This window comes from Blastococcus sp. TML/M2B (genome assembly GCF_016612865.1).
Lineage (GTDB): Bacteria > Actinomycetota > Actinomycetes > Mycobacteriales > Geodermatophilaceae > Blastococcus.
The window spans coordinates 144,449-169,305 of the sequence record NZ_JAENZZ010000001.1; the positions used below are offsets into that span (position 1 = coordinate 144,449).

Below are 24,857 nucleotides of genomic sequence, written 5' to 3' on the forward strand. Positions count from 1 at the left end.
CAGCGGACCGGCAGGAAGCGGCGCAGGCGCGGCGGGGGGCGCGGGCGCGGCGAGGTCCCGATGGTCGACGACGTCGAGTTCACCTCGTACTACGGCCGGCAGATCGTCAAGACGCCGGTGTGGAAGAGCCCCGACGTGCCGCTGTACCTGTTCCTGGGCGGGGCGGCCGGCTCGTCGGCAATCCTCGGCGCGCTCGCCGACGTCACCGGCCGGCAGGCGCTGACCCGCACCGCGCGGCTCACCGCCGGTGGCGGCTCGATCCTGTCGGTGGTCTTCCTCATCCACGACCTGGGGCGGCCGGAGCGGTTCCTCCACATGCTGCGGGTGCTCAAGGTGACCTCGCCGCTGTCGGTCGGCACCTACATCCTGGCGCCGTTCAGCGCGGCGGCCGGGGCGACGGCGGCGGTGGAGCTGCTGGGCTGGTTCCCGCGGCTCAAGCGCTTCGGTGGGGCGGTGGCCGGGGTGTTCGGCGGGCCGCTGGCCACGTACACCGGCGTGCTGCTGGCCAACACCGCGGTGCCGTCGTGGCACGAGTTCCACACCAAGCTGCCGTTCGTGTTCGGCGGCTCGGCGATGGCGGCCGGCGGCGGCATCTGCATGGCCCTGACACCGCTGGGCGAGTCGGAGCCGGCGCGGAAGATGGCGATCCTCGGCGCCGGCATCGAGCTGGCCGCGCTGCGCGGTATCGAGGGCAGCGACAGCTTCCTGGCCGAGCCGTACCACGAGGGCCGGCCGGGCCAGTTCATGCGCGCGGCCCGGGCGTGCACCGCCGGTGGCCTCGGGCTGGCCGTGCTCGGCGGGCGCCGACGGTGGGGGGCGGTTGCTTCAGGTGCGCTGTTGGCGGCGGGTTCGCTGCTCACCCGGTTCGGCGTCTTCGAGGCCGGGATCGCCAGCACCAAGGATCCGAAGTATGTCGTCGTCCCGCAGCGGGAGCGGATGGCGGCCCGGGAGGCCGAGGCCCGCTCCGTCGCCCGCTGATCGACGGCTCATCGGGCCGCTGCGACCGGTGATGTCCATCACCGACGGGCGCCGCGGTGCTGCTCCAGGGCACGACAGCGGCCGCTCGCCCGGCCACGCGCCCGGCGTGCGGGCGCCACGTCGGTCGGCGCGAGGAACGACGACGGACACAATGCCCGGCCGTCCACATGGCGGCACACAACCATATTGCGCTACTGACGGTCGGCGCCGCCGACGAGCGGAACCCGGCGGAATCCCGAGACGCGCACCGGTCTGTGGGCGGCTCCGTCCAGCGGTCGGGTGCCAGCCCTCGGCCGAGGCGCTGACCAGCGTCTTCGTCGCGCGGGACACCTGCCGCTCGAATAAACGAACCGTGCGGGACGGATTCGATGAATGGCTTCACGAATGGTTGCCTGACCATTGCTGGAATGCCGCTCGGGCTGCGACACCCGCACTCGCATGCGCGTACTCAGCGTCACGTCAGTGCGGATGAATCATGTCCCCCGCCGCCCGCTCGGACGGAAACAGGCAGGTCAGAGGCGCGGGCTGGTAGTGCTCTCATTGCTGTGAGTAACCGGTTGGCAGCCCTGCGTGGACCTCCGGGATTTCCTTCTCCTTCCGTCCGACAGGTCCTACGTTCGCTGTGTCCGCTCATCACTGCGAGGTGATGCGCGGCCGGTGGACGAATGACCATTCCGTGAGCCCGGCGCGCCTGCGCCCCGGGCGTCACGGTGCACGGGGGGCTGTACAGGTGGGAACGGGGAACGGGGACGCCGAGACGCGCGTCGTGGACGGCGCGGCCCGTGGCACGGCGGTCGGTGTGGCAGAACCGGAGACCGCGCGGCAGTACCGCTTCGCCGGGAACACTGCGGTGCTCGCTCCCACCGGGGCCGCTCCCGGCTCCGCGTCGGACCCCCATGCGGCGGGCGGACGACGAGAGCCCCGGGTCACGGCCGTGATCCCGGCGCACAACGAGGAAGTCGGCATCGCGCAGACGATCGCGAGCCTCCGCCGGCAGACGCGACCGCCCCAGCGGATCCTCGTCGCGGCCGACAACTGCACCGACGGCACCGTCGAGATCGCCCGCGCCCTCGGCGTCGACGTCCTCGAGACCCGTGGCAACACCGCCAAGAAGGCCGGTGCGCTGAACCAGGGCCTGGCGCTGGTCCTGGCGGCGATGGAGCCCGACGACGTCGTCCTGTCGATGGACGCCGACAGCCGGCTGAGCCCCGACTTCATCGAGCGCGGGCTCCGCTACTTCGAGGCGTACGGCAAGCGCGGCGGGATCAGCGGCTCCTACGTCGCCGACGACCACCCGTCCCGCGTCGGCCTGCTCCAGAAGATCGAGTACAGCCAGGGCCTGCGGACGGTGCACCGCCGTGCGGGCCGGATCCACGTGCTCTCCGGGGCTGCCGCCATGTTCACCGTCGCGGCGCTGCGTGCCGTGGCCGACGCGCGCGGCTCGGAGCTTATCCCGGGCGTGCCCGGCCAGGTCTACGCCGAGACGTCGCTCACCGAGGACTACGAGCTGACCGTCGCCCTGCAGCGCCTGGGCTACGACCCGCGGTGCGCGCGGGACTGCCGGGTCGTCACCGACATCATGCCGACCTGGTCGGACTGGCGGACGCAGCGGCTCCGGTGGCAGCGGGGCACGCTCGAGACCCTGATGACGTACGGCTTCGTCGCCCACACCCGCAAGGCCTGGCTGGTCCAGGCGTGGACGTACTTCCGGAGCCTGGTGCCGCTGCTCATGCTCGCGGCCTGGTCCTACGCGGTGGCCTTCGAGGAGTTGTCGCTGCAGCTGATCTGGCTGGCGATCCTGCCGGTGTTCGTCCTCGACCAGCTCCTGGCGTCCTGGACATCGGGCCGGCGGGGCCGTCGCTACGCGGCGGTGCTCCTGCCGATGATGGTCTACGACCTGGCTCAGTCGGTCGTGAACTGGCAGGCGCTGTCGAAGGCGCTGCACGGCGCCGAGACCGAGTGGGTCACCTGATGGACGCCGCCGGCTTCACGGGCCTCCTCGAGGAGGTGACCCACGACGGGTTCATGGGCGTCACCGCCGTGCTGGCGACCGTGACCGTCGTGATGCTCGCGCTCGCGGTGCGCCGGATCCTCCCGGGCCACGAGCGCGACGACACCCTGCCGCCCCGCGGCGGGAACCCATGACCGTTCCCACGGTCACGCCGGCAGGGGAGTACCGCGCACCGCACTGGCACGACGCGCTGCTGCTGAGCCTGCCCGACCGGCTGATCTCCCCGCACACCCGCCGGTGGATCGAACGGGTTCCGCTGGTCGCCGTGGTCGTCGTCTTCACGGCGCTGGCGCTGCGGCTGCGCAACGGCGCATCCGCCGACGAGGCGCTCGCCATCAACAGCGGCCGCGACCTGATCTCCTCGTGGGTGACGCAGACCGCCGTGACCGGAAACGGCGAGGCGCTCTCCGGCGCGCGCTACCTGTACCCCTTCCTGGCGGCCACGCTCGACAGCGTCGGCGGCCTGTTCCTCGTCCGCGCGTTCGGGCTGGCCTGCGCGGTGGCCGCGATCCTCCTGGTGTCGGGCGCCGTCGCCCCGCGGTACTCGCACCGGGCCGGCGTCTTCGCCGCCACCGCCTTCGCGCTGAGCGCTCCGGTCGTGTTCGTCGCGGCGCTCGGCACGGCCGACGCCGTGGCCCTGGCCTGCCTCGCCGCCGCGCTCTGGTGTCTGGCGGCGCGGGGCAGCGCCGCCACCGCCCTGGTCGCGGGCGGCCTGCTCACCCTGGCATCCCTCCTCGAGTACTCCACGGCCGTCCTGGTGCCGGTCGTGCTCGTCGCCGGGGCGGCGCTGTCCGGCGTCGGCGCTCTGCGGCGGGCCGGGTATGCCGCCGGAACCACCGTGCTGCTCACGGCCTTCGCGTACGTGGTCGGCGCAGGGCCGGGCGCCCGCGCCTGGACCGACTTCCTCGGCGACGAGCCGTTGAGCCCGCAGTCGTGGACGGGGTCGCTCGGCTGGTTGGTGCTGGACATCGGGGTGCTGTCGGCGCTCGCCGTGCTCGGAGCCGTCCGGCTCGCCGGCGCAGGCGGACGCGACGCGCTGGTGGCTGCGTCCCTGCTCGTGGGGAGCGCTTCGTTCCCGGCGGCGCAGTTGTGGACCGGGGAGGCGGGCACGTTCGACCGGAACCTGGCGTACTCGGCCCTGTTCCTGGCGCCCCTGGCCGGGATCGCGCTGACGCGGATGTCGCGGGGGCCGTGGCGGTTGGGGCCGGTGCTGCTGATCCTGCCGGTCCTGGTGCTGTTCGGCGTCTCCCGGTCCGGCGTCATCCACGGCAACTGGCCCGACGTCCGGCCGGTCGCCGCCGCGATCCTCGAGGACCCGGGGCCGGGTCTGTACCTGGCCAGCGGTCCTGCCGCCGAGGCGCTGGAGTACTCCACGAACGACCTGCCGGCCGTGCAGTGGGAGGACACCTACGGCCTCTACGCCCAGGGCGAGGACGCCGTCCGCGTGGCGGTGGAGGACCTGCGCTACGAGACGATCGTCCTGCACTCCGCCGAGACGGGTTCGCCGGCCGAGGACGCGATGGAGGACGTCGTCCTCACGGCACTGCACGACAACTACACCGACTACGAGCTGGTGGCGTCGATCCCGGCGTCGGGCGTTGCCGACGCCGACGTGTGGCTGGTCTACCGCCAGGTGTCCCGATGAGCCGGTGGCGGGCAGCACTGGTGCCACTGGCGGTCGTGCTGGCGCTCGCCTTCGCCGGTTCCCGGGTGGTCGACGACGTCTCGGAGGCTGCGTCGTCGGCCGACCAGGTGCAGGCCGGCGTCCAGCAGGCCGTGCGGCCCGTCGCGAACGACTGCTCGGGCGGCTCCGTCGTCTTCACCTTCGACGACGGGCCGCGGCAGCACACCGGGGAGCTGCTCGACCGGCTGCGGGACCTCCGGATCCGCGCCGTCTTCTTCTGGAGCGGGCACAACTTGGAGGGCCGGGGAGACGTCGTGCGGCGCGCCGCCGCCGATGGGCACGTGCTGGGCAACCACACCCAGTCGCACGCGAACCTGACCAGCGGTGTGCTGCCGTCCGGTGCCACGGTCGCGCCCTGGGGCGCCGAGCAGATCCGTGCGGAGCTGCAGGGGGCCAGCGACCTGCTGGAGCGCCACGGCGCACCGGCGCCGCAGTACTACCGGCCGCCCTACGGCGCGGTGAACCGGCAGGTCGACGACGTCGCCCTGTCGCTCGGGATGCGACTGGTGATGTCCTACGGCCACGAGGCGAGCGACGGCCTGGTCGACTCCCACGACACCGAGGGGATCTCCGCCGGGGAGGTCTCGGCCAACGTCATCGGTCAGCTCCGGGACGGCGTGATCATCACCATGCACGACGGCCTGGGACAGGCGACGCTCAACTCGATCGAGGCGCTGCAGCCCATCGTCGACGAGATGAACCAGCGGCGGTTGTGCGCGACCACCGAGGTCCGGCCGGACGCGAGCGGGCGGGTCCTGCAGTTCGGCGAGTGAGCGCCGGTCAGGTCCCGAGCTCGGCGCCGAAGGCCTCGGCGAACGGATAGCCCTGGGCCGCCTCGATCGTCATGTCCCAGACGTAGGCGCCACGGACCCGCTGCCCGGCGTCGGCCAGGGCGCGGTAGGCGGCGAGATACTCGGTGACCGGCATCTGGCCCGGAGCGCCGATGGCCGAGCCGGCGTAGGACGTGCCGATGGCGAACCGGGACGGCGGCAGCCCGCGGTCGACCATCCGCCGAGCCGTGGCCTCGATGTCGGCGCGGCGCTCGGCAGGGGGCTGGGCGAAGTCGTAGAACTGCGGGCCGTAGAGGTCGCAGACAGGGCCGCGCCACGTGCGGCCGTCCACCGTGGCCTCGCCCTCGGCCAGCGCGAAGTCCTCGTAGAGGCGCAGGCCCGGCTCGGCGGAGGCGGTGACGGCGAAGTCGGATCCTCTGCCGGCCTTCAGCCGGGCGCTGGCGGTCACCAGGGCGTCCAGGTCGGTGCCGGCGCCGCCTCGCTCAAGGTCCCAGTCGATGCCGTCGCAGCCGTAGTCGTCGCAGATGCGCTCGACGCTCGCGACCAGTTCGTCGAACTGCGCCGCGGTGCGCAGCTCGATCCCGCCGTCGACCGCACCGCCGATGGAGAGCAGGACGACCGCACCCCGGGCTTGGACCGCGGCGATGTCCTCGCGCAACTGCTCCGAGGCGATCCCGCTGCCCTGGTCCGGTTCGAAGGCGAGCCGGCCCGTGCCGGGCTGGGCGCTGGTGGCGAAGGCGAGGAAGAAGACGTTCACCCGGTCGCTCGCCGAGGTCAGCCGGGGGGAGCCATCGGTACGCCAGTACTCGGCGACGACGGCGGTCGGGAGCGGATCCCGGGCGGTGGTCTCGTCGGACGGGCCGGACGAGCGGACGGCGATGACGACTCCCAGGGTGACGAGAAGTGTCACGGCGGTGATGAGACTTGCGGTATGGCGAGTGCGCAACCGCACGGCATCCCTTCAGCACTCGTCCGGCGCCGATGGCCGGAGGTGACCACACTACGGCTCGGCGCGCCGGCGTCGGCAGCGGTCGAGCTGCTGACCTGGTTCCCGCGGTTCCCGCGGCTCGAGCGGTTCGGTGGGGCGGTGGCCGCAGTGTTCGGCGGGCCGCTGGCCACGTACACCGGCGTGCTGCTGGCCAACATCGCGGTGCCGTCGTGGCACGAACTCCACACCAAGCTGCCGTTCGTGTTCGACGGTTCGGCGATGGCGGCCGGCGGCGGCATCTGCCTGGCCTTCACGCCGGCGGGTGAGTCCGAGCCCGTGCGCATGAGGGCGATCATCAGAACGGGCATCGAGCTGGCCGCGCTGCGCACCGTTGAGGACAGCGCCAGCATCCTGGCCGAGCCGTCCCACTAGGGCCGGCCGGGCCAGTTCATGCGTGCGGCCCGGGCCAGCACGGCGGCCGGCCTCGGGTTGGCCGTGCTACGAGTACCCAGCCATCAGGCTGGCGTTGACCGAGGCGCTCCGGGACCCGCACCCCAGCCGGGCGCCGGGGAAGCGCCGCCCATGGCGTGGCAAGACGAGAGCCGCCGGCCTGTGTGTCGGTGGCCGCAGGGTGCCCGGGGTCCGGCGTTCCTCGTCGTCGGACTTGCGCGTCCCTTTCAGCGAAGGGCCCCACCATCGGCTGACTCGACATCTACTTCACAACGGCCGCAATTGATCACCATTTCGACTATCGACCACCATCGCCGTGTGGTACGACCCGAAGAGAGCGGCATGCGCCTGTCCTCATCCTCACGCACGGGAGTCAGAGCGCAGGCGATACCCCCCCTTCGGTGGAAGGATCGACATCCTGCTGGCCCGCGTTCTTGCGGTCGGCGATACCCTCCGGGCGCGTTGTTGAGGAATTTTACAGGTTCAGAAGGGCTCGGTGTTCGCTATGGCAATGGATCTCGGGTGGACGCCGCGGCCGGTGCCATGGGGCGGATGGGGAGCGCGCATCAGGGCCTCGACCGTATGGCGAAGGTTCGTGCCTGCGCCGGTCATGCTGAGCCTCATTGCCGCGATCGAGATGTTCGCTTCTTCTCGACGGCCTGAGCGCCTCGATGCGTCTCGAGCGGCCATGGAAGCGGTGGTGGGCGGAACGTGTTCCGAGGCTGACATACAACGTCTAGCTCGCCGGCACGCGGTGGCGCAGGCGCAAGGCGAGGAATTGGCCTGGCGCCCGTGGTTGCTACGCCGTCTTCCCATCAGGGGCGCTGGCCATTTGACGGAGGCTGTGGCGAGCGGTCGAGGAGTGATCGTCAGCTTCGTCCATCTCGGCCCGCTGGTTGGTCGGGCAGTCCTGGGACGCCTGCTGCCCACCGCCCATCTGCCGGTGGCGGAGTACCTGTTCCAGAACAATCCTCCTGGCTATGACGGTTACCGAGCGGAGCGGATCCGGAGGATTCTTCGAGCCTCGGACTATCGGATTCTTCCGGCCAAAGGGTCAGGTCGAGCGCTGCGGGAGGTGCTCGGCAGCGCAGGGATCGTCATGGTCGCCATGGATGTCCCCGGTCCGACGCCGACAGACTTCTTGGGCAAGTCGGTTGAATTGGCGAACGGAACGTCGAAGCTTGCGTCGGCCACGAACAGTCTGGTCGTCCCGATCTCAGTTAGGCCGCGCGGGCGATTCGGTTGGGAAGTGACTGTGGAGACAGTCCTGGACCCCCAAGATTTTCCGTCGTGGGCCGAGCTCCACCAGGCATTAGCGGACGTCCATGACGGAGTGGTCACCCGTCACCCGGAGCATCTCGAGTCCCCGCTGCGTGATGGTGGGTGGGCGAGGGCGGACCGTTTCGGGTGGTGCGTGAGCCGTTGACCCGAAACAAGACCCCGGGCGCGCGCGAGATAGCGGCGCAGCATTCTGCCTCGGTGTCCGCGGCTGCAGGACCGAAGGACGCATGAGGCAGCGACCGTTCAGGGCGATGTTGGTGAACGAGAACATCGGCGGCCACGCCACGGTTCACCACCACCTGAGGACCGTGGCAGCCGAGCGCGACGATCTGGACGTACGCATCATCGATGTTCCTCCGCCCACCTTCTTGCGGAAGGTCGCGGCAGTTGCGGTCCCGGGACTGGCCAGGTTGGATGCTGATTTGCGCTCGGTCCGCTACCAACTCGCACAGTCGGCCAGCGTGGCGCGGCAGCTACCGAGGTGGTTGGCGGAGGCATGGCCGGGGGAGCGTCCTGACGTCGTCCACCTCTACACTCACAATGTCGGCCTCCTCGCCGGGCGGTTGCTGCGCGAGATCCCGTACGTGGTGACGATCGACTCGACCAATGCGCAGAGCAATCTCATGCACCCGGCTCGCGAACCAACGCGCTTCTCCTCTTGGTCGACCAGGGCAGTCAGGCCGTTCGAGCGGCGGGTCTACGCCCAGGCGCATCGAGTGATCGCCAACAGTGCCTGGTGCGCTCGCTCGGTGCGGGAGGACTACGGGATTGCCGCTGAGAAGATCGAGGTCGTGCCGATGGGAGTAGCGCTCCCTAAACTGTCACGGGTCGGCCGCGGCGGGCGCCCCCTGCCCCGCATCCTGTTCATCGGGCGAACCATGGAGCGCAAGGGTGGCTACGACCTGCTCGAGGCCCACCAACGCTGGTTGGCCGATAGGTGTGAACTCGTCCTGGTGACGCAAGATCGAGTAACTCCCGGTCGAAACGTGCGGGTCGTCGACGACATTCGGCCTGGTGATGGGCGCATAGGCGGGCTCATAGCGGGCAGTGACCTGCTGGTGCTTCCCAGTCGGCTCGATCAGTGGCCCAATGCCGTCATGGAAGCGATGGCTTATGGCGTGACACCGGTCGTTGCTGCTGTCGGCGGGATGCCAGAGATGGTCGACAACGGCCGGGCGGGCGTGGTTCTCCCCGATCGGAGCCTGGAGTCTATCCGTGACGCGGTCGCGAGCCTGCTGGACGACCCGGAACGCCGGAGACGCCTCGGTGAGAGTGCCCGCCGGCGCGTCGAAGATTACCTCGACGTCCGACTGACAGCGAACCGACTGTTCGATCAAATCCGATCTGCGGCCGAGGGTTTGCCGAACTAGTTGCCGGGGCGGTTCGTCTGACCAGTCCTAGGTGGGGCTGGTGTGACAGGGTGCAAGGATGAGCTTTCGGTCCGCGACGATTCGTGCAAAGGTGAGTTCTTGCCTGCCCGCGAGGATCGTCGCATCTGCACCCACTGCGGGGTAGGAATCGGTCACTCGCTGGCACCGCGTTGTCGTCGTCCATCGGAGTGGTCCGTCGCACACATCTTCGCGACCCCACGTGTCAAGGGGCCATGATGATCTCGTCCACCCACCCACTATGGCTAGCCGTCAGCCGGCGGCTGAGGGTCGGGGCTGTCGCAGTTACAGCACTTACCTTGGTGGGCATGTCGGGGTGTGGTGTGGCGCCGGAGACGGCCTCAAGGGCCATGGACGGGGGACGGTCCACCGCGGCGGCAATCTCGCCGGAGGCTTCTCCGCACGTCGAAGAGTCGTATGCGGGACCGGCTGGGCAGCCCACCTCGGCAGGCGCACCGCCCGCATCAACCGGCTCCGGGTCGTCCATGAGCGGCACGCTCTCAGCTGGCGCGGTCGTTCCGGTACCTCCAGTCCCATCTAGCCGAGTCGGCGTGGATGGCGTGGTGCCGGTGGCTCCTTCGGAGAGCTTGGTTCTGGGAGTGACCATTTTCGCGATGTGGCGGGATTGGCCGATGACCCAACAACTGATGGACCACGCGCGGGATTCCGGGTCGTCTTGGATTCGCGTTGACATGGGGTGGTGCACCCTGCAGGAGGAGGGTCCGGACCGCGTCTCTGCTTGGTATCAGGAGCGGCTGGACTTCGTCGTGGACAGTGCAGCGCAGCGAGGTCTGAAGCTGCTGATCATGGTGGGCTGCACGCCAAAGTGGGCGGGCGGAGGTGACGACTTGACAGGCTTTCCCAGCGATCCGTCGGACTTCACCCGCGCGATGACCTATCTGGCCTCCCGGTACCAGGGCAGAGTCGCTGCGTGGGAGATCTGGAATGAGCCGGACTGCCGTGGGGGATGTCCAAACGGCTCGGCGAGCGACTACGTGCCGGTACTCCAAGCCGGCTACCGCGGAGTGCGGGCCGGCGATCCGTCGGCTGTTGTCGTCAGCGCAGGCACGAGCGGCAACAATGCGCCGTGGATCGAGCAGATGTACGCGGCCGGCGCAAAGGGGTTCTTCGACGTTCTAGCAGTGCATCCCTACTTGGAACCGGTCACCGCACCCCCGGACGCTCCCTCGGCAAACATGGTCTACCGCCTCACGTCCGTCGAGGCCGTCCACGACGTCATGGTGCGGTATGGCGACCAAGGGAAACCCATCTGGTTCACCGAGTTCGGCTGGACCACTGCTTCGTCAGGAGAGCGGCCCGGGGTCGACGAGGCCACGCAGGCGGCGTATCTGCGATCGGCGGTAGAGTTGACGGTTCGTCGGTTCCCCTACGTGACGGCAGCGTTTTGGTTCTGCATGCGTGACAGAGACGATTGGACTCCCTATGAGAACCACTTCGGCCTGTTGCGTCTGGACGGTTCGGCCAAGCCTTCGTTTGCGGCGCTGCAACAGGCGAACGCCTGGCTTGGAGCAAAGTAACGGCCGGACTCCTTTCCCCGGACATGAATAGATATCGGCCGGAGTCCGGATGTGGGTGTCCGGGTCGTGGACCGCGTGACTTCGGGACAAGTCTGCGATGAATTGCCGCTGAACATGGTCGTCATCTCGACCGCCGTCGACGTCAGCGAGTCCTCAGCGGACTCGGGCCGGTCAACTGTCAACTCGCTTCCAGCGCTGGGGCCGCTGGCCCGGCGTGGGCGGTGAAGGCGAGTCCACCAAGCTGCGGCCGCGTCTTCACCAAGCCGATGAGTCGGATGGGATCGCTGCGAACTTGTCGGCTCCTCGCCGCTCCCGTCGGCCCCGCCCGAGAAAATCCCTGATGCCGATGAGTTCTATGACGGCAAGGACGGTGGCGCCCACGGTTGTCCCCACCACAGCGGACAAGGCGGTCGGGGAGTGCGCCGTTAGGGCCACGCTGACCAGAATGCCGACCGAGGCTCCGGCCACGGTTGCTGCGAACATCCACCGGAGCCGGCCAGCGGCAAGCAGAACGGTGAAGCACACGTAGCACAACATGATCGGCAGCGCGGATAGGGCGACGACGCGTACGGAGGGAACGGCAGACTGCCACGTCTCGCCGAAGGGGATCGTGGTGAGCGGTTCGGCTAAGGTCGCGCCGGTCAGCGCGACGATGCTTCCGACGGCCGCGGCCAGCCCCACGTACTTGCGGGCTGCGCGTTTGAACGCCGCAGGATCCTGGACGAGGGCTGACAGGCCGGGGACCAGCCCCAGACCCGCCGTGTGTGCCACTGTGACGCCCGCGTCGAAGAACCGCGTCGCGACAATGTATACGGCCAATGCGCCGACGTCCCCTAGGGAACCGACGACGATGGTCCCTTGCCGCCATAGCAGGATCACGGCGGTCCCAGCGATGGCGAGCCAGCCGCTCTGCCGGAGCAGTTGTCGGCTGCGAATTCGGTTGCGCCGAGCAGGCCGAACGACGAATGTCGCTACGGCGAGGACCCCGGTCTCCTTCAGGGCCACGACCACCAACAGTTCGGTCGCTCCGCCGCCCATATGCACCACGATGACACCGGCCACGGCAAGTAGCGCCGCCGATGCAACCTGCAGAGCACCTTCCAGGACGACCCGTCCAGTTGCCCTCAGCACCTCCGACCAGAGGTTGACCATGCTGCCCACAATCACGAAAGCGACGGCTACGGCGATGGCAGGAAGGGAGGCGGCGTCGGGTCCGAGCGTCACAGTCAGGATCACGGTGGCAAACGCCGCCATTAGGGCGGACGCCAATTGAGGCAGGAAGGCGGCTCGCAATGCATCACCGGCGGCCAATTTGCCTGCTGCGACCTCCCGGCCAGCGATCGCTGAGACACCCAGATCGGTGAGCATCGTGACGAGGGTTGCGGTTCCCAAGAGGTACCCGTAGACGGCCACCGTGTCAGCGGAAGCCACGCGCGCCAGCACGATGATCAGAAGGATGCCGATGAGCCGGCCGGCCAGCCGGGAGATGATCGCAGCGGCCAACCCCAGGCGGGCAAGTCGGAATCCTGAGTCCGTCACACCGGTCATCGCTGGATCTGCCGTTCCTGATCGGCGGCGAGCAGAAGGCCGAGCACATAGAGCGTCAGGAAGCCTGTCGCGTAGCTCGCCAACGAGGAACGGCCAATCCAATCGACCATCGATACTGCGAGCACGGCCAGGGCCGCCCAGGAGGTCGCATCCGAACGCCCGCTTCGGCACCGTCTAAGCAGGATCACCGCCAGGCCGACGAAGCCGCCGACGAGCGCGATGGTGCCAGCCAAGCCGACGTCCGACTGCACCTGTGCGTAGGCAGAGTCCAGGAAGGCCGGGTCGCCTGCGAAACTGGCCGTCGGGGCAACGGCGGGGTCATGAGATGCGGGTGGCGTAATCGCGAGTGGCAGTTCGCGGGTGGACCCGATGCCCAGGGCGCCGACACCGTTGCCGATGAGCATCGATTCCCAGCCCTGCACGGCCTGCCCCCATGCCAGGTTGCGGCCATTCAAGCCGAACAACAGCGGTGTCTCCGGGGCCCCAGGGCGCACCGATGTGGTGATGGTCGCCAGCAGGAAGATCCCCGCGAGAACAGCGACGGCGGTCAGCGCCAAGGCCTGGCGCCACCATCCACGCCTGACCGCGTAGAGAAGCAGAAGAATTGCCACCTGGACGAGCGACGTCCGCACCGAGGTCGCGCCCAGAGCAGCGGCCCCGGCCACCAGAAGGACGACGGCCTGACCCCGCTTGGCTACGAACAGGCCCAGTGCCAAACCGAGGACAGCGAGGGCGGCGAGTTGGAACGGATCGTCGAAGGTGCCTGATGTCCTCAGTGAGCCGCCGCTGGTCACTCGGACCTGGGCGCCGTACTGGTATCCCCATCCGCGTAGTAGGGCTTCCAGACCGGCCGCGCGTTGAGCCCATGCAAACGCTGCCTCGAGAGGGAGCACCACGGTCATGGCCCTCACCAGGTGTTGGAGTGTGCGCTGCGGCCGATCGGTAAGTAGTCCGACGAGCAGCAAGGCGAGGGCCTCCATCAGCAGTCGGGAGCCGAAGATCCACGAGCTGCCGTGCTGGCCGGCCGGATCGAGCAGGTACAGAGCGGGTACGACGGCAATCGCCGCGAGCACGCCGCCGAGAGTCCGCGTCCCCGCCAGCGCACGCGGGCCCCGGCTCAGCAACCTCGAGACGACCACCAGGACGAGGACGAGGACGAGGACGTCTTTCAGGAGCCCTATTCCTGGGTGCACCCGAAGACGGAGCTCACTTGATGTCGAAAAGATGATCAAAGCGGCCCAAGGAGCCAGCCACGGAGCGCGAAGCAGCAGGCGAACTGTCCCGACGACCATCAGCAGGCCGATGGCCACGCCAGCCACGCCGATGGCTGCGCTGTCCGGATAGGTGGCGACATAACCCGCGGTCCCCGCGACCACCACCCCCAGCAGCAGGCACCACGACCGCTGAAGTAGCCCTACGTCGAGCGCCGTCGCCCCGGACCGGTCGAGTCGCCCGATCGCTGTGATCATGTCGGGATGACGACGGCGTCTGCGCTCCGCCATCCCGCCAGCAAGTCGACAGCGTCTGAAAGCGTGGTGCGATACGTCCCCACCGGCGCCACGAGCACCAGCGCGGCGACACCGTCTGCTGGGCGTCGGCCGACGACCGCAGCGACGGGATCGCTGACCGTGACGACACGAGCGGCCTCATCTTCGTCACGGCTTTGCGCACGGAACCAATCCGCGACATCTAGAGCGGACTTCTCCGCGTCGCTTTCCACGGGGCAAACAACGACGTCACCGTCGAGCTCGTTGTCGAACAGCTGACGGGCGAGGCGGGCGCTGTCGGCCCCACCGGTGCGGCGCGCAAAGCCAACGGCAGGGAGCATGGTCAGTCGCTGAGCATCGCGGACCCGGCTCACGGTCGGTCGAATGGTCGCCAAGCCAATCACCAGCAATACGCCCAGTGCCAAGCCGGCGATGCCCAGCGCTATTGGGAGCTGAGCAGTCGGCGACGTCTTGATCGCCTCCGTCGTTCCGATCACCCGAAAGGGTTGAACCGTTCCTTGCAGTAGTTGCGCGCGGATGGACAGTCCGCTGTCCACCCCCTCCGGATCGAGGCTCGGCAGCGTGGCCGCCGTTGAGGCGATCTGCTCGCTTGCGGTGTCCGAGAGCGCAACGCCGACGGCCTCGGCGATCCGTCGTGCTTCTGCACCGCCTCTGGCGGCGGCCTGGATCATGACGACGTGCGAGGTCGACTCGGGGGCGGCATTCACGCGCTCGGCGTAGTACCTCCAAGGCTGGCCGTCACCGAGGGCGGCCGCGGCGCGGGTCAACACCGGCTCTGAGCCCGCCATAAGCGCCGCCTCGGCAGTGTCCTGCGCGGTCACCGGTGTGACCTGACCGGTCATCAGCAACGTTTCACTCGAGCCGATCTGGACCTGGACACTGGTCGACGCCTGCCATTCCGGGCCGCGAGCCTGCCCAACGACGAGACCGGACACGACGCCCGCCGCTACCAGGGCAACTATCAGGACCGTGATAAACCGACCCGATCGGGCGGCGCGGTGCTTGGTCATTCGGACATCCCTTTCGCCGGCATTTCCACCGGGAGGCTGGTGCTCGCGACGGTGATGTCGTCGAGGAGGTCGGCGAACTGCTGGGTCCAGCGGTTCATGGAGTGGACCCGCTGAACCCGCTCCCAGCCAGCTCTCCCCCATCGAGGCCGCTCGCTCAGTCCGTCATCGAGGCCTTCGATGATCGCTCGGCCGAGAGACACAGGATCCCCCGGCGATATGAGGCGCCCAGTCACGCCATCGTCGATGAGCTCTGGCAGCCCTCCGACATTCGTGGACACGACGCCTCGTCCAGCAGCCATCGCTTCAAGAGCCGCGTACGGAAAGCACTCGATGTTGTACGAAGCCAGCACGAGCAGATGAGCGTCTTGCATGAGGGAGTCGATATCGGACCTGACGCCGAGGAACTCGACGCGCTCGGCCAGTCCGAGCTCACGGACCGTTCGCTGGAGGTTCTCTCGGCACGGTCCATCGCCGACCAGGCGGAGCCGCGTTTCAGGATGCTGAGCTAGCACCTGCCGCATGGCGCGAAGGACCAGTTCATGCCCCTTGTCCGCGCGCATCGCCGCCACCATGAGAACGGTCGGAGCTACGGCAGGGGGCAGCGAACGAGGTGTCGCGGGGGCCGGGACGGCATTAGGCACGACGCTTATCTTGGGCGCTGGCAACCGCAGGTCGTCCATCAGATAACGCACTTGGCTGTGGCAGACCGCCCCATAGCGGGTGACGGCCTGGCCGGTCAGTTGCTCGAAGATGCGCTCGCGCAATCCCCGATAGCCGATGTGGCCGTACGTGTGCTTCCACGCAAGATATGGAACGGCGTCCCCGCGGAGGGCCAGGCGAACCGCGAACTCCGTAAACACTCCGTGGCCGCTGATGGCATGCGACTGATTTCGCGTGAGCGTCTTGCGCACAAGCCTTGCTGCTTCGAGGATGCCTCTGCCACTGTCGGGGAGAGGGCGTACCTCGTGCGACACCCCGGCGCCTATCAACCGGTCGCGAAGGGGCCCGTCACCGAATGAGAGGACGTGCGGGTTCCACCGTCGGCGGTCGAGATGGAGTGCCGCCAAGACAGCGTGGACCTCCGCTCCTCCTGCGTGCAGCGAGGGCGTCACGATGAGCACATTCCGGCTCATTCTTCGTGATCCCGTGGCAGACGCCGCCTCTGTGCAACGGCGGTTGGCGCTCGCGTCAACGGTGCCGCCCGCCCCTCGAACGACGAAGCGCGTGAGTGATGCAGGCGGGCATCCGCCCTCCTTCCATGCGTTCACAATAATGGAGCCAAGCCCGCTGTGAGCCGGCCCAAGGCAGCATCCCTGTTGAGTCCCGTTGATGGAAGCTCGTGTTGTCATGTTGGACCAAATCTCCCCTGTCGGGGGCAAGCGCGGCCCTTGAGGTTGCGCCGACCTTGCGGTTCGAGCTCCCGGGAGTGGGTCCGAACGTTCATCTGTGTGGCCTTGCTCACCATGTCAGGCTGGGTGCAAATATCTGAGTTGGTCTGGTGTGACGTGGGCCGCCGCTGGCCTGCGCACTGACGAGCGAGATGAGAGACCGACTCTCGCCCACCATGAGGTCCGGGCCGGAGTGCCCCAAAAGGGCGACTCTGTCGAACTTCGCGGCGCGCGTAGGTAAGGATCTGTAAGGCTCGATGGTCCACTCGTAGCGCGGTCGATCTCCCGGTTTGAATGAAGGAGCCCCATGGCTGTCGAAGCATCGCCGGATCGCGCGACGGTAGCGCTTACCGGCAAGCTCCAAGCCTCATGATGGACCCACGCGCAGTTGCGCCCCAGCACGTCGTCGTGCTCACTGCGAAGAACATATTCACGGAGGGTGCCGGCGATTCGGCGCTGTCCCGTCTCCTCGTGGAACAGCTCTGCCGCCGCGCTCGGGTGTCGCTCGTCTCGCTCGACAGTGCCGTCACGGAAGTGACTCGCCGGCACCGACGGCTCCATCACGCAGACGCTCGTGCCGAAGCCGTCGGCAAGCGTGCTGGCCGTCGCGAGCCGAGCCGTGCGGTACCGACAGAGCCTTATCCACGCTCGGTTCCGGTCAAGAAGACTCCGTGCGGTCCTCGCAGACCTCAAGCCGGACCTCATCGTCGCCGAGCATGCCTACATGGCCGAAGAGCCGCTGTCCTTGGGGGGCTCATGGACCGTGGCGGTCAATAACCACGTATCCGAGTCGGTGGCGCTAGCCCGACGCGGTCTGGCGACGGTACTGCTGCGGATGCGGCTCCAGGAAGATGAGATCCGGGTGAACAGGCGGGCCGATCGCAGCCTCACGTTCGATCGTGAGCAGGCAGCGGCCCTGCGGGACGGCGGCGTGAGCGAAGTCTCTGTTCTCGATCTTGTCCTTCCTCCGATGAAGCAACCCCAAGCCCTGGGTGATCACGTCTTGTTCGTGGGGGATCAGCGATGGTTTCCCAACCGCCAGGCCGTCGAGAATCTCTTCGGGCTTGTGCGCCGGATGCAGGCTCGAGGCGTTCGCGTGCCGGTGGACGTCGTCGGTGCGCTGCCATCGACTCCCTACCGCGATGTTCCCTCGGGCGTGGTCATCCATGGCTACGTCGATGACATCGACGCGCTCTATCGGCAGGCTCGTTGCGTCGTAGCTCCCGTCGCCACCGGTGGCGGGGTGCGTGTCAAGATTCTCGATGCGGTGGCTAGAGGCGTGCCGGTCGTGACGTCCTTCGCCGGCGGGGGCGACATCCCGGAGTACTTGCCAATCCACCCGGTCGACAATGATGACGAGTTCATCGCGAGCGTAATTTCGCTAGTCGAGGATCGCACCTTTGCGCAGAAGCAGGGGCACCAAGTGTGGGCCGCCGGTAGGGCCCGTTGGAATAATGCTGATGTGGCCAACCTGGTTCTCGGAGTGGACAGATGACCAGCGATGACAAGTGGCTCATCACCCATGATTTTGCTTATCAGTTCGGGGGGGCGGAGCGCTGCACGGCCGTCATGGCAGATGTCGTCCTGCCAGACGCAGAGTTGCTCTTTATGGGCGGCGATGAACCAACTATTACCAGGATGGGGCTCGATCCTCAGCGGGTCCGAACCATTCTTCCGGGGGGCGCTCGATCTGGTCGATTGCACCGCGCGCTCAGCCCGGTCGGGGCTGCTCGGATCCTCTCGCTCCCCCCATACGAGGGCCATCTTCTTGCCTCCACGTACGCTTTCGCGCACTGGAGGCGAGCTGAGGGCAAGAAGATTATTTACTGCCACTCGCCGCTGCGTCAGATTTACAGCGCTATCGACGACTCGCCCCTCCGCCTCGTGCCGGCCGGCCTCCGCTCCAGGGCGCTGTCCTCCATCTGGGCCCTGGATAGGAGGGCGTCAACCGAGTCCGACGTCATTGTCGCCACGAGTTCGGTAGTATCCGACAGGATCGCCGAGTACTGGGGGAGGAGACCCGATATAGTCATTCCGCCCCCAGTGGACCTTCGCGCACTTCTCCCCCGCAGCGTCGCCGAGTCGCGACTACCTGCTGTTCGTCGGTCGCATCGTCGAACCGTACAAGCGGTTGGGATTGCTCATCGAGGCGGTCCGATCCAGCGGCGAACGACTGCTCGTCGCGGGTGAGGGGCGCGACCGTGCTCGGTTGGAGGCGACCAGTCCCGAGAATGTAACGTTCGTCGGAGCTCTTGAAGGGGAGGCGTTGAGATCGCTGTATGCGAATGCCTTCGCAACGATCTTTCCGAGTGTGGATGACTTCGGAATGGTGCCCATCGAGAGCATGGCCTCGGGAACCCCCGTTGTTGCCTACGGCGCAGGTGGGGCGCTGGACACGGTGATTCCTGAAGTGAACGGACTGCTCTTCCACGATCCCTCCCCGGGCGCCATCAACGATGTGGTCAGGGCGGCACGAGCGAGGTCGTGGGCAGCCGATGTGGTCCGTTCGTCTGTCGAGCGGTTCTCGCAAACGTCGTTTGCGAGTGCTTTGGCGAATGTGGTGGCATCGGGCTGACGAGCCAGATGTCCGTGGCGTCATCGACGGCCGCAGCCTCCTTGCCCGAGAAGCTGGGGTCACCACTAGCTGGAGTTGTCGAGCGCCGGCGGAAGAGCCCGGAAAGACGTCACTGAACGTCGTCATGCGCGCACGGTATTGTGTGTGACGCGACTGACTCCACCTTCGTATAGGCGGTGAACGGGGTCGGTCCGTAACCTCCTCCGTGCCGGCTGAACACCAACGTTCGCCGAGCCTCACTTCGCAGGATCAGCCTCGTGCCTCGGTCAGAGTGCAACGGGCTGCCATTCGCACGGGGGTGCGCTCGCACATGGTTGTCGCGCGGCAAAAAGCCGTTCGCAAGGTCGAGGCCGTCCGCGGTCGGGGGTGGGGCTTCGTTGCCCCGCGCTTGCGTGGCGAGGGGACATCCGCGCGGCGCGCCTGGCGCAGCGCGTATGTGCGCCGTCTCGTCGCCGTCGACGCACTCGTGGCCGCGGTTGCGGCCGGCATGGGCTATCTTGTGCGTTTCGGCTCGGCGGACGTGACGCCTTCGCACGTGCCCTTCGCCTTCGCCCTCCTCATGCCCGCGGTGTGGGTGGTGGCGATGCTTGTCGCGCGGGCGTACGAGCAGCGGTTCTTGTGGGTGGGACCGGAGGAGTTCCACCGGGTCACCGCCGCTGCGGTGTTGATGCTGGCCGCTGTCGGCACCGTCTCCTGGGCCTTCCAGCTCGACGTGGCCCGCGGGTTCGTCGTTCTGGCGCTCCCGCTGGCCACCGTGTTCACGTTGATCTCCCGCTACGCCCAGCGTCGAGCCCTGCACCGGGCGAGGCAGCACGGCACGAGGATGCAGACCACCATCCTCGTCGGTCACCGCGGGGGAGTTGCCGCCTTGGACGAGCAGCTCGACCGCGAGGCCTTTCACGGCTACCGCGTCATCGGGTGCTGCCTGCCAGCCGGTCAGTCCGGTGCGGGCAAGGACGCGTTCAACGGCATCCCCGTGCTCGGCGATCTGACGCAGGTCGCCGCGGTCGTCAAAGCGTATGAGGTCGACACCGTCGCCGTCCTCCCATGCCCCGAGCTCGACGGGTCCGAGCTGCGGCGGCTCGGCTGGGAGCTCGAGGACACCGATGCGGAGCTGCTGCTCGCCCCGGCGGTCACCGAGCTCGTGGGCTCCCGGGTGCGGATCCGCCCGGTCTGCGGCCTGCCGCTGCTGCACATGGAGCGCCCCGAGCTGCGCGGGATCCGTCGCCTCACCAAGGAGGTGTTCGACCGCACCAGCGCCACGCTGGGGCTGCTCTTCCTCGCCCCGGTGCTCGTGGCCGTGGCCCTCGCTGTCGGCCTAGGCAGCCGCGGTCCGGTGTTCTTCCGGCAGGAGCGGGTGGGCCGCGACGGACGCACGTTCTCAATGCTGAAGTTCCGCAGCATGGTCGTCGACGCTGACCGGATGGTCGACGACCTGGCCGACAGTAGCGACGGGAACGGCATTCTGTTCAAGAAGAAGGTCGATCCCCGCGTCACCCGGGTGGGCCGTATGCTGCGGCGCTACTCCATCGACGAGCTGCCGCAGTTGATCAACGTGGTCAAGGGCGACATGAGCCTCGTGGGCCCGCGTCCGCCGCTGCAGCGCGAGGTCGACAAGTACGGCTACGACATGCACCGCCGTTTCCTGGTCAAGCCCGGCCTGACCGGCCTGTGGCAGGTCAGCGGCCGCTCGGACCTCTCCTGGGACGAGTCCGTGCGCATCGACGTCCGGTACGTCGAGAACTGGTCGCTGGCGTTCGACTTCATGATCCTCTGGAAGACCGCCGGAGCCGTGCTCCGCGGATCAGGCGCGTACTGAGCCAGGGCGGCGAGCGGGGAGCCGCTGCAGGCTGGTCAGGGCCACGGCGCCGAGCAGCAGGCCGTGATCGCTCACCCAAATGCTGAGAGCCAGCCACGTCGTCTCCGCCAGGAACATCACGGGGTCAGCCTGAGAGGGATCGGTCCCACTCAGGGCAGGCTCGCCGCGCCACGGGTCAAGATCGTGACGGCCGTGATCAGTGGTGCGGAAGTGCCCTGGCCCGCAGGTCAGCGGGGGACATCGGGCAGTGCCTGGGTGGCGAACTCGCCGGCGTTGGGAGCCAGGGAGTCGTTACGGAGGTACGACCACATGCGCTCACCAGTGGTCGCGTCCAGGTAGACGACGCTCGCCGGTCCTTCCATGCCGGTGCCCAGCACCGGTGCGGTGAAGAACTCGACGTCCGCTGGGCGGACGTTGCGCATCGAATAGGCCAGGCCGAACAGGTCCCGGTTCCCGAGGGTGTCGTCGACGGCGACGGCCCTGGTGACGGCCAGCAGGGCGTCGTCCAGCCGGCCCGGGTCGGTGAAGGTGTTCGTGCTGAACAGCTTCGTGAACAGCGAGCGCAGGTACTCCTGCTGGCGGCGCACCCGGTCGAAGTCGCCACCGGGCAGGCCGTAGCGTTGACCGAGGTACCAGCGAGCTTCGTCGCCGCTCAGCGTGTTGACACCGGCGGGGAACGTGTACGGGCCGTTGCTCGTCGTCTCGGCTACCAGGACCTCCACCCCGCCCAGGTCGTCGGTCACCTGGATGAGCCCGTCGAAATCGATGGCCAGGTAATGGTCGATGCGGATCTGGGTGAGCTGCTCGACCGTCTGGATCAGCAGCGACGGTCCACCGAACGCGTAGGCGGCGTTGATCTTGTTCATGCCGCGGCCGGGGATGTCGACCCACGAGTCGCGCGGGATCGAGATGAGCTGGGCGTGCTCGCGGTCCCCGCTGAACCGGGCGATCATGATCGCGTCGGAGCGCCCTGACGGGTCCTCGCCCTCCTCGGCCGCAACCCTGGTGTCGGAGCCGACCAGCAAGAAGGTCACCGGGCTGTGCGACGCGGCCTGAGCCGGCGTCGCCCGGGCAGGCCGCGACTGCTGGTCCATGCGCGTGAAGACGTCGGCAACGCGGTCGATGTTGCCGGCGTAGCGCTCGGTCAGGTACCAGGCGCCGCCTCCGACGAGGAGGCCCAAGACCAGGGCGCTGGCGCCGAGGCCGATCAGCGCACGACGGACCACGCGCCGACGTCGACTGCCGCGAAGGACCTTGGCAGTGCCGTCCGTGAGTGGCTCTGCGGCCTCTCCGGGCGATGGTGTGGCGGCGACGTCGGGACCGACAGCAGGGACGGCGACGCCACCCGTGCCGGATGCATCGTGCTCGTCGGCGCTCATTGCGACCCCCGTCTGCGGACAACCGAAATCGAGCGTACGGCCGCAAAAGACCTGGTGAAGGCGACCTCACTCTGCGGAGGGGGGCCCTCGCGCACGGTCGGGGGCGGCTCGGTCCGAGGGGGGATGGGCTCCTTCGAAAGGCGCACGCTGCAGGCGCGTGATCCACTCCTGAGGTTGGTCATTCGGGACCGATCTGCGCCGGAGGGTGGGCATGCGCGTCTCCGTCATCGGCTGCGGCTACCTCGGCGCGGTCCATGCGGCCTCGCTGGTCGAGCTGAGGCCACGAGGTCGTCGGGATCGACGTGGACGAGCGGAAGGTCCGGTCGCTCTCACAGGCGAAGGCGACCTTCTACGAGCCAGGGTTCGATGAGTTGCTCCGCTCGTCGCTTGCCACCGGGCGGCTCCGCTTCAGCACCTCGATGGCCGACGCAGCAGGTTCCGAGGTCCACTTCATCTGCGTCGGGACCCCGCAGAAGCACGGCGAGTACGCCGCGGACCTGCGCTTCGTCCAGGCCGCGGCCGAGTCGCTGCTGCGAGTGCTCGAGCCCGGCGATGTCGTCGTCGGCAAATCCACCGTGCCGGTGGGCACCGCAGCGGGGCTGGCGACCATGTTCGGGGAGAAGGTCCCCGGGTCTTCGGTCGCCTGGAACCCGGAGTTCCTCCGGGAAGGGTTCGCCGTGCGCGACACCCTCTACCCGGACCGGCTCGTCTACGGGGTCTCCGAGGGCGATGAGCGGGTGGTCGGCATCCTCGACGAGGTTTACGCCCGCATCGTGGCGCGAGGAACGCCGAAGGTGGTCACCGATCACGCGACGGCCGAGATGGTCAAGACGGCGGCGAACTCCTTCCTGGCCACCAAGATCTCGTTCATCAACGCCATGGCCGAGCTGTGCGAGGCGACCGGGGCCGACGTGAAGCAGCTGGCCGACGCGATCGGCTACGACGACCGGATCGGCCGCAAGTTCTTGAACGCCGGCCTCGGCTTCGGTGGCGGCTGCCTCCCCAAGGACATCCGCGCCTTCATGGCCCGGGCGGGGGAGCTGGGTGCCGACCAGGCGCTGACCTTCCTGCGCGAGGTCGACAACATCAACATGCGGCGGCGCATCCGGATGGTGGAGCTCGCCCGCGAGGTGTGCGACGGCTCGCTGCTCGGCAAGCGCATCGCCGTCCTTGGGGCCGCCTTCAAGCCCGACAGCGACGACATCCGCGACTCCCCTGCGCTCAACGTCGCAGCTCAGCTGCAGCTCCAGGGTGCCGTTGTCCGCGTAACCGACCCAGCGGCCGTAGAAAACGGGCGGCGGTTGTTCCCGCAACTGGACTACGCCGACACCCCGGAGGAGGCGGCCGACCGCGCGGACGCTGTGCTCGTGCTCACGGAGTGGAAGCAGTACCGGCAGCTCGACCCGGTTGATTTCGGAAGGGTCGTTGCTCAGCGTCGGGTGCTCGACGGGCGTAACGCCCTCGACCGCGATGCGTGGACCGCTGCGGGTTGGAGCTACCGGGCGCTGGGGCGCCGGGCAGGTTAGACGGGCCTGATGGCCTGATCGACGGGCCGAGCCGGACGCTGCGTTCAGGTTCCTCCCCCGGAGTGCCGATAGACCAAGCGTGTGGTGGGTCTGGGTTCTGGCAGCAGTGGCCGTGTGGACGGCGTTGGCCGTCGTCGGCGGCGTCGTCCTGGGCCGCGGCATGCGCATGGCCGACGAGCGGGAGCTGAAGCCCTCCTCCTGGCTGGTGCCCGCTGACCGGCCGGAGGTCGCGCCCGCGTCGCAGCCCTCCGGTGCCGGTGCCCGCCGCCGCGCCGTTCCGCTACCGCCGGTCGGGATCGCCCTGGCCGCGGTGGCCGTGACGCTCGAGACCGTCGGCTTCGTCGTCCGCCTCCGGGGCGACAGCGGGCCGGTCGCCCGCGCTCTCTCCATGGACGCGGCCTACTCGGCGCCGCGCACCTTCGTCGCCGTCCTCTTCGCCGTCGCGGCGATCGCTGCCGTGGCCGGCGCCTCGCGCCTGCCCGGCCGCCGGGCCTGGTGGCTCGGCGTCGGGCTCGTCTCGGGCCTGATCGCGGCCGTCAAGTTCGGCAGCACCGTCCACGTGAACGCCATGGAGGCGCTCACCGATGCGTTCGGCAGCGCCGGCGCGCTCGTCGTCAGCGTCGCGGCCGCCACCGTGGTCATCGGCGCGCTCTGGTTCCTGAGCCGCACCGAGCGCCGCGACCGGCGCCGGGTCCTCGGCGTGCTCGCCCTGTACGCCGGGGCATCGGTCGGCCTCTCCGCCGTTTCCGGCGTCGCGGCCAGCAGCTTCGGCGCGAACGTCGCCGCGGCCGCCACCTACCTCGAGGAGTCCGGCGAGGCCCTGGCCGGCGTCGCCTTCCTCGTCGCCGTGCTCATCGGTGTCGCGCCGCGCCTCGTGCTGCCCGCCGAATGGGCGGTGCGCCGCGCTGCCGACGCCCAGACGCTCGACGCCCCGGTCTCCGAGGCCCGTCAGCAGCGCGCGTCGGGCTGAGTCACCCGTTCAGGGGAGGTCCGGGTAACGGCCCGTGTGGGGGCGCAAACGCGGGACATGCCCACGGGGCTGCGGCTAGCGTTGC

General features: G+C 68.6%; 20 protein-coding genes and 1 pseudogene. 14 read left to right on the forward strand and 7 right to left on the reverse strand.

The features are described from left to right. Positions 1–60: 60 nt before the first annotated feature. The 5 genes from nrfD to JKP75_RS00695 all read left to right on the forward strand — a co-directional run bounded on the left by nrfD (position 61) and on the right by JKP75_RS00695 (position 5,446). The gene (gene nrfD / locus JKP75_RS00675; protein ID WP_242471177.1) at positions 61–978 is read left to right on the forward strand and encodes an NrfD/PsrC family molybdoenzyme membrane anchor subunit; all 918 of its coding nucleotides are present in this window, start codon (positions 61–63) and stop codon (positions 976–978) included. Positions 979–1,624: 646 nt separating this feature from the next. Continuing rightward, a complete protein-coding gene (locus JKP75_RS00680) occupies positions 1,625–2,950 on the forward strand; it encodes a glycosyltransferase family 2 protein (protein WP_242471448.1) in 1,326 nt (441 codons plus the stop codon). Continuing rightward, on the forward strand, positions 2,950–3,123 hold the full coding sequence (locus JKP75_RS00685; protein ID WP_200489591.1) for a hypothetical protein: 174 nt from the start codon (positions 2,950–2,952) through the stop codon (positions 3,121–3,123). Before JKP75_RS00680 ends, JKP75_RS00685 begins: the two co-directional genes overlap by 1 nt. Next, positions 3,120–4,634, forward strand: a complete 1,515-nt coding sequence (locus JKP75_RS00690; RefSeq protein WP_200489590.1) for a hypothetical protein — start codon at positions 3,120–3,122, stop codon at positions 4,632–4,634. The genes JKP75_RS00685 and JKP75_RS00690 overlap by 4 nt, the downstream gene beginning before the upstream one ends. After that, complete coding sequence (locus tag JKP75_RS00695) at positions 4,631–5,446, forward strand: polysaccharide deacetylase family protein (protein ID WP_200489589.1); 816 nt, start codon at positions 4,631–4,633, stop codon at positions 5,444–5,446. Before JKP75_RS00690 ends, JKP75_RS00695 begins: the two co-directional genes overlap by 4 nt. Before the next feature lie 7 nt (positions 5,447–5,453). On the opposite strand, the gene JKP75_RS00700 is transcribed toward JKP75_RS00695, so the two are convergent. Beyond that, positions 5,454–6,374, reverse strand: a complete 921-nt coding sequence (locus tag JKP75_RS00700) for a glycosyl hydrolase family 18 protein (protein ID WP_200489588.1) — start codon at positions 6,372–6,374, stop codon at positions 5,454–5,456. 81 nt (positions 6,375–6,455) lie between these two features. Here JKP75_RS00700 and JKP75_RS00705 point away from each other — a divergent pair, with 81 nt between their 5' ends. The 4 genes from JKP75_RS00705 to JKP75_RS00720 all read left to right on the forward strand — a co-directional run bounded on the left by JKP75_RS00705 (position 6,456) and on the right by JKP75_RS00720 (position 11,049). Continuing rightward, complete coding sequence (locus JKP75_RS00705) at positions 6,456–6,824, forward strand: hypothetical protein (RefSeq protein WP_200492670.1); 369 nt, start codon at positions 6,456–6,458, stop codon at positions 6,822–6,824. A gap of 613 nt (positions 6,825–7,437) precedes the next feature. After that, complete coding sequence (locus tag JKP75_RS00710) at positions 7,438–8,268, forward strand: hypothetical protein (protein WP_200489586.1); 831 nt, start codon at positions 7,438–7,440, stop codon at positions 8,266–8,268. 112 nt (positions 8,269–8,380) lie between these two features. Next, positions 8,381–9,493: a glycosyltransferase family 4 protein gene (locus JKP75_RS00715; RefSeq protein ID WP_200492671.1), complete on the forward strand. Its 1,113-nt coding sequence runs from the start codon at positions 8,381–8,383 to the stop codon at positions 9,491–9,493. Between the two features lie 569 nt (positions 9,494–10,062). Beyond that, the gene (locus tag JKP75_RS00720) at positions 10,063–11,049 is read left to right on the forward strand and encodes a cellulase family glycosylhydrolase (RefSeq protein WP_200489583.1); all 987 of its coding nucleotides are present in this window, start codon (positions 10,063–10,065) and stop codon (positions 11,047–11,049) included. 255 nt (positions 11,050–11,304) lie between these two features. Here the strand turns inward: JKP75_RS00720 and JKP75_RS00725 are convergent, their stop codons facing one another. The 4 genes from JKP75_RS00725 to JKP75_RS00740 are packed head-to-tail and all read right to left on the reverse strand — an operon-like array spanning position 11,305 to position 16,464. Beyond that, positions 11,305–12,597 (reverse strand): lipopolysaccharide biosynthesis protein, encoded by a 1,293-nt coding sequence (locus JKP75_RS00725; RefSeq protein ID WP_200489582.1) that lies wholly within the window; start codon positions 12,595–12,597, stop codon positions 11,305–11,307. Next, a complete protein-coding gene (locus JKP75_RS00730) occupies positions 12,594–14,066 on the reverse strand; it encodes a hypothetical protein (protein WP_200489581.1) in 1,473 nt (490 codons plus the stop codon). The genes JKP75_RS00725 and JKP75_RS00730 overlap by 4 nt, the downstream gene beginning before the upstream one ends. Continuing rightward, complete coding sequence (locus tag JKP75_RS00735) at positions 14,063–15,115, reverse strand: hypothetical protein (protein ID WP_200492672.1); 1,053 nt, start codon at positions 15,113–15,115, stop codon at positions 14,063–14,065. Before JKP75_RS00735 ends, JKP75_RS00730 begins: the two co-directional genes overlap by 4 nt. Beyond that, positions 15,112–16,464, reverse strand: a complete 1,353-nt coding sequence (locus JKP75_RS00740; RefSeq protein WP_309229392.1) for a glycosyltransferase family 4 protein — start codon at positions 16,462–16,464, stop codon at positions 15,112–15,114. Before JKP75_RS00740 ends, JKP75_RS00735 begins: the two co-directional genes overlap by 4 nt. A 613-nt stretch (positions 16,465–17,077) precedes the next feature. On the opposite strand from JKP75_RS00740, the gene JKP75_RS23555 reads away from it, so the two are divergent. From JKP75_RS23555 to JKP75_RS00760, 3 genes and pseudogenes are all read left to right on the forward strand, one after another. After that, the gene (locus JKP75_RS23555; RefSeq protein ID WP_200492673.1) at positions 17,078–17,998 is read left to right on the forward strand and encodes a glycosyltransferase family 4 protein; all 921 of its coding nucleotides are present in this window, start codon (positions 17,078–17,080) and stop codon (positions 17,996–17,998) included. A gap of 579 nt (positions 17,999–18,577) precedes the next feature. Beyond that, positions 18,578–19,078 (forward strand): annotated as a pseudogene (locus JKP75_RS00755) (glycosyltransferase); the annotation flags it as partial. Positions 19,079–19,283: 205 nt separating this feature from the next. Beyond that, positions 19,284–20,897 (forward strand): sugar transferase, encoded by a 1,614-nt coding sequence (locus JKP75_RS00760; protein ID WP_309229393.1) that lies wholly within the window; start codon positions 19,284–19,286, stop codon positions 20,895–20,897. On the opposite strand, the gene JKP75_RS22305 is transcribed toward JKP75_RS00760, so the two are convergent. Continuing rightward, a complete protein-coding gene (locus tag JKP75_RS22305) occupies positions 20,883–21,017 on the reverse strand; it encodes a hypothetical protein (protein ID WP_255523229.1) in 135 nt (44 codons plus the stop codon). The genes JKP75_RS00760 and JKP75_RS22305 overlap by 15 nt on opposite strands. Before the next feature lie 107 nt (positions 21,018–21,124). Further along, positions 21,125–22,123 carry an LCP family protein gene (locus tag JKP75_RS00765; RefSeq protein ID WP_309229394.1) on the reverse strand — a complete coding sequence of 333 codons (999 nt, stop codon included), beginning with the start codon at positions 22,121–22,123 and terminating at the stop codon, positions 21,125–21,127. 455 nt (positions 22,124–22,578) lie between these two features. Here JKP75_RS00765 and JKP75_RS00770 point away from each other — a divergent pair, with 455 nt between their 5' ends. Together JKP75_RS00770 and JKP75_RS00775 are read left to right on the forward strand one after the other, a co-directional pair. Beyond that, positions 22,579–23,802, forward strand: a complete 1,224-nt coding sequence (locus JKP75_RS00770; RefSeq protein WP_309229395.1) for a UDP-glucose/GDP-mannose dehydrogenase family protein — start codon at positions 22,579–22,581, stop codon at positions 23,800–23,802. Between the two features lie 112 nt (positions 23,803–23,914). Continuing rightward, positions 23,915–24,772 (forward strand): hypothetical protein, encoded by an 858-nt coding sequence (locus tag JKP75_RS00775; RefSeq protein ID WP_309229396.1) that lies wholly within the window; start codon positions 23,915–23,917, stop codon positions 24,770–24,772. Positions 24,773–24,857: the final 85 nt, after the last annotated feature.

What these genes read in the sequence shown, in the direction of transcription:
- JKP75_RS00740 (WP_309229392.1), bottom strand. Translation starts at nt 16,464, where the DNA reads ATGACAACACGAGCTTCCATCAACGGGACTCAACAGGGATGCTGCCTT.
- JKP75_RS00735 (WP_200492672.1), bottom strand. Translation starts at nt 15,115, where the DNA reads ATGACCAAGCACCGCGCCGCCCGATCGGGTCGGTTTATCACGGTCCTG.
- JKP75_RS00680 (WP_242471448.1), top strand. Translation starts at nt 1,625, where the DNA reads ATGCGCGGCCGGTGGACGAATGACCATTCCGTGAGCCCGGCGCGCCTG.
- JKP75_RS00725 (WP_200489582.1), bottom strand. Translation starts at nt 12,597, where the DNA reads ATGACCGGTGTGACGGACTCAGGATTCCGACTTGCCCGCCTGGGGTTG.
- JKP75_RS00695 (WP_200489589.1), top strand. Translation starts at nt 4,631, where the DNA reads ATGAGCCGGTGGCGGGCAGCACTGGTGCCACTGGCGGTCGTGCTGGCG.
- JKP75_RS00730 (WP_200489581.1), bottom strand. Translation starts at nt 14,066, where the DNA reads ATGATCACAGCGATCGGGCGACTCGACCGGTCCGGGGCGACGGCGCTC.
- JKP75_RS00690 (WP_200489590.1), top strand. Translation starts at nt 3,120, where the DNA reads ATGACCGTTCCCACGGTCACGCCGGCAGGGGAGTACCGCGCACCGCAC.
- JKP75_RS00685 (WP_200489591.1), top strand. Translation starts at nt 2,950, where the DNA reads ATGGACGCCGCCGGCTTCACGGGCCTCCTCGAGGAGGTGACCCACGAC.
- nrfD (WP_242471177.1), top strand. Translation starts at nt 61, where the DNA reads ATGGTCGACGACGTCGAGTTCACCTCGTACTACGGCCGGCAGATCGTC.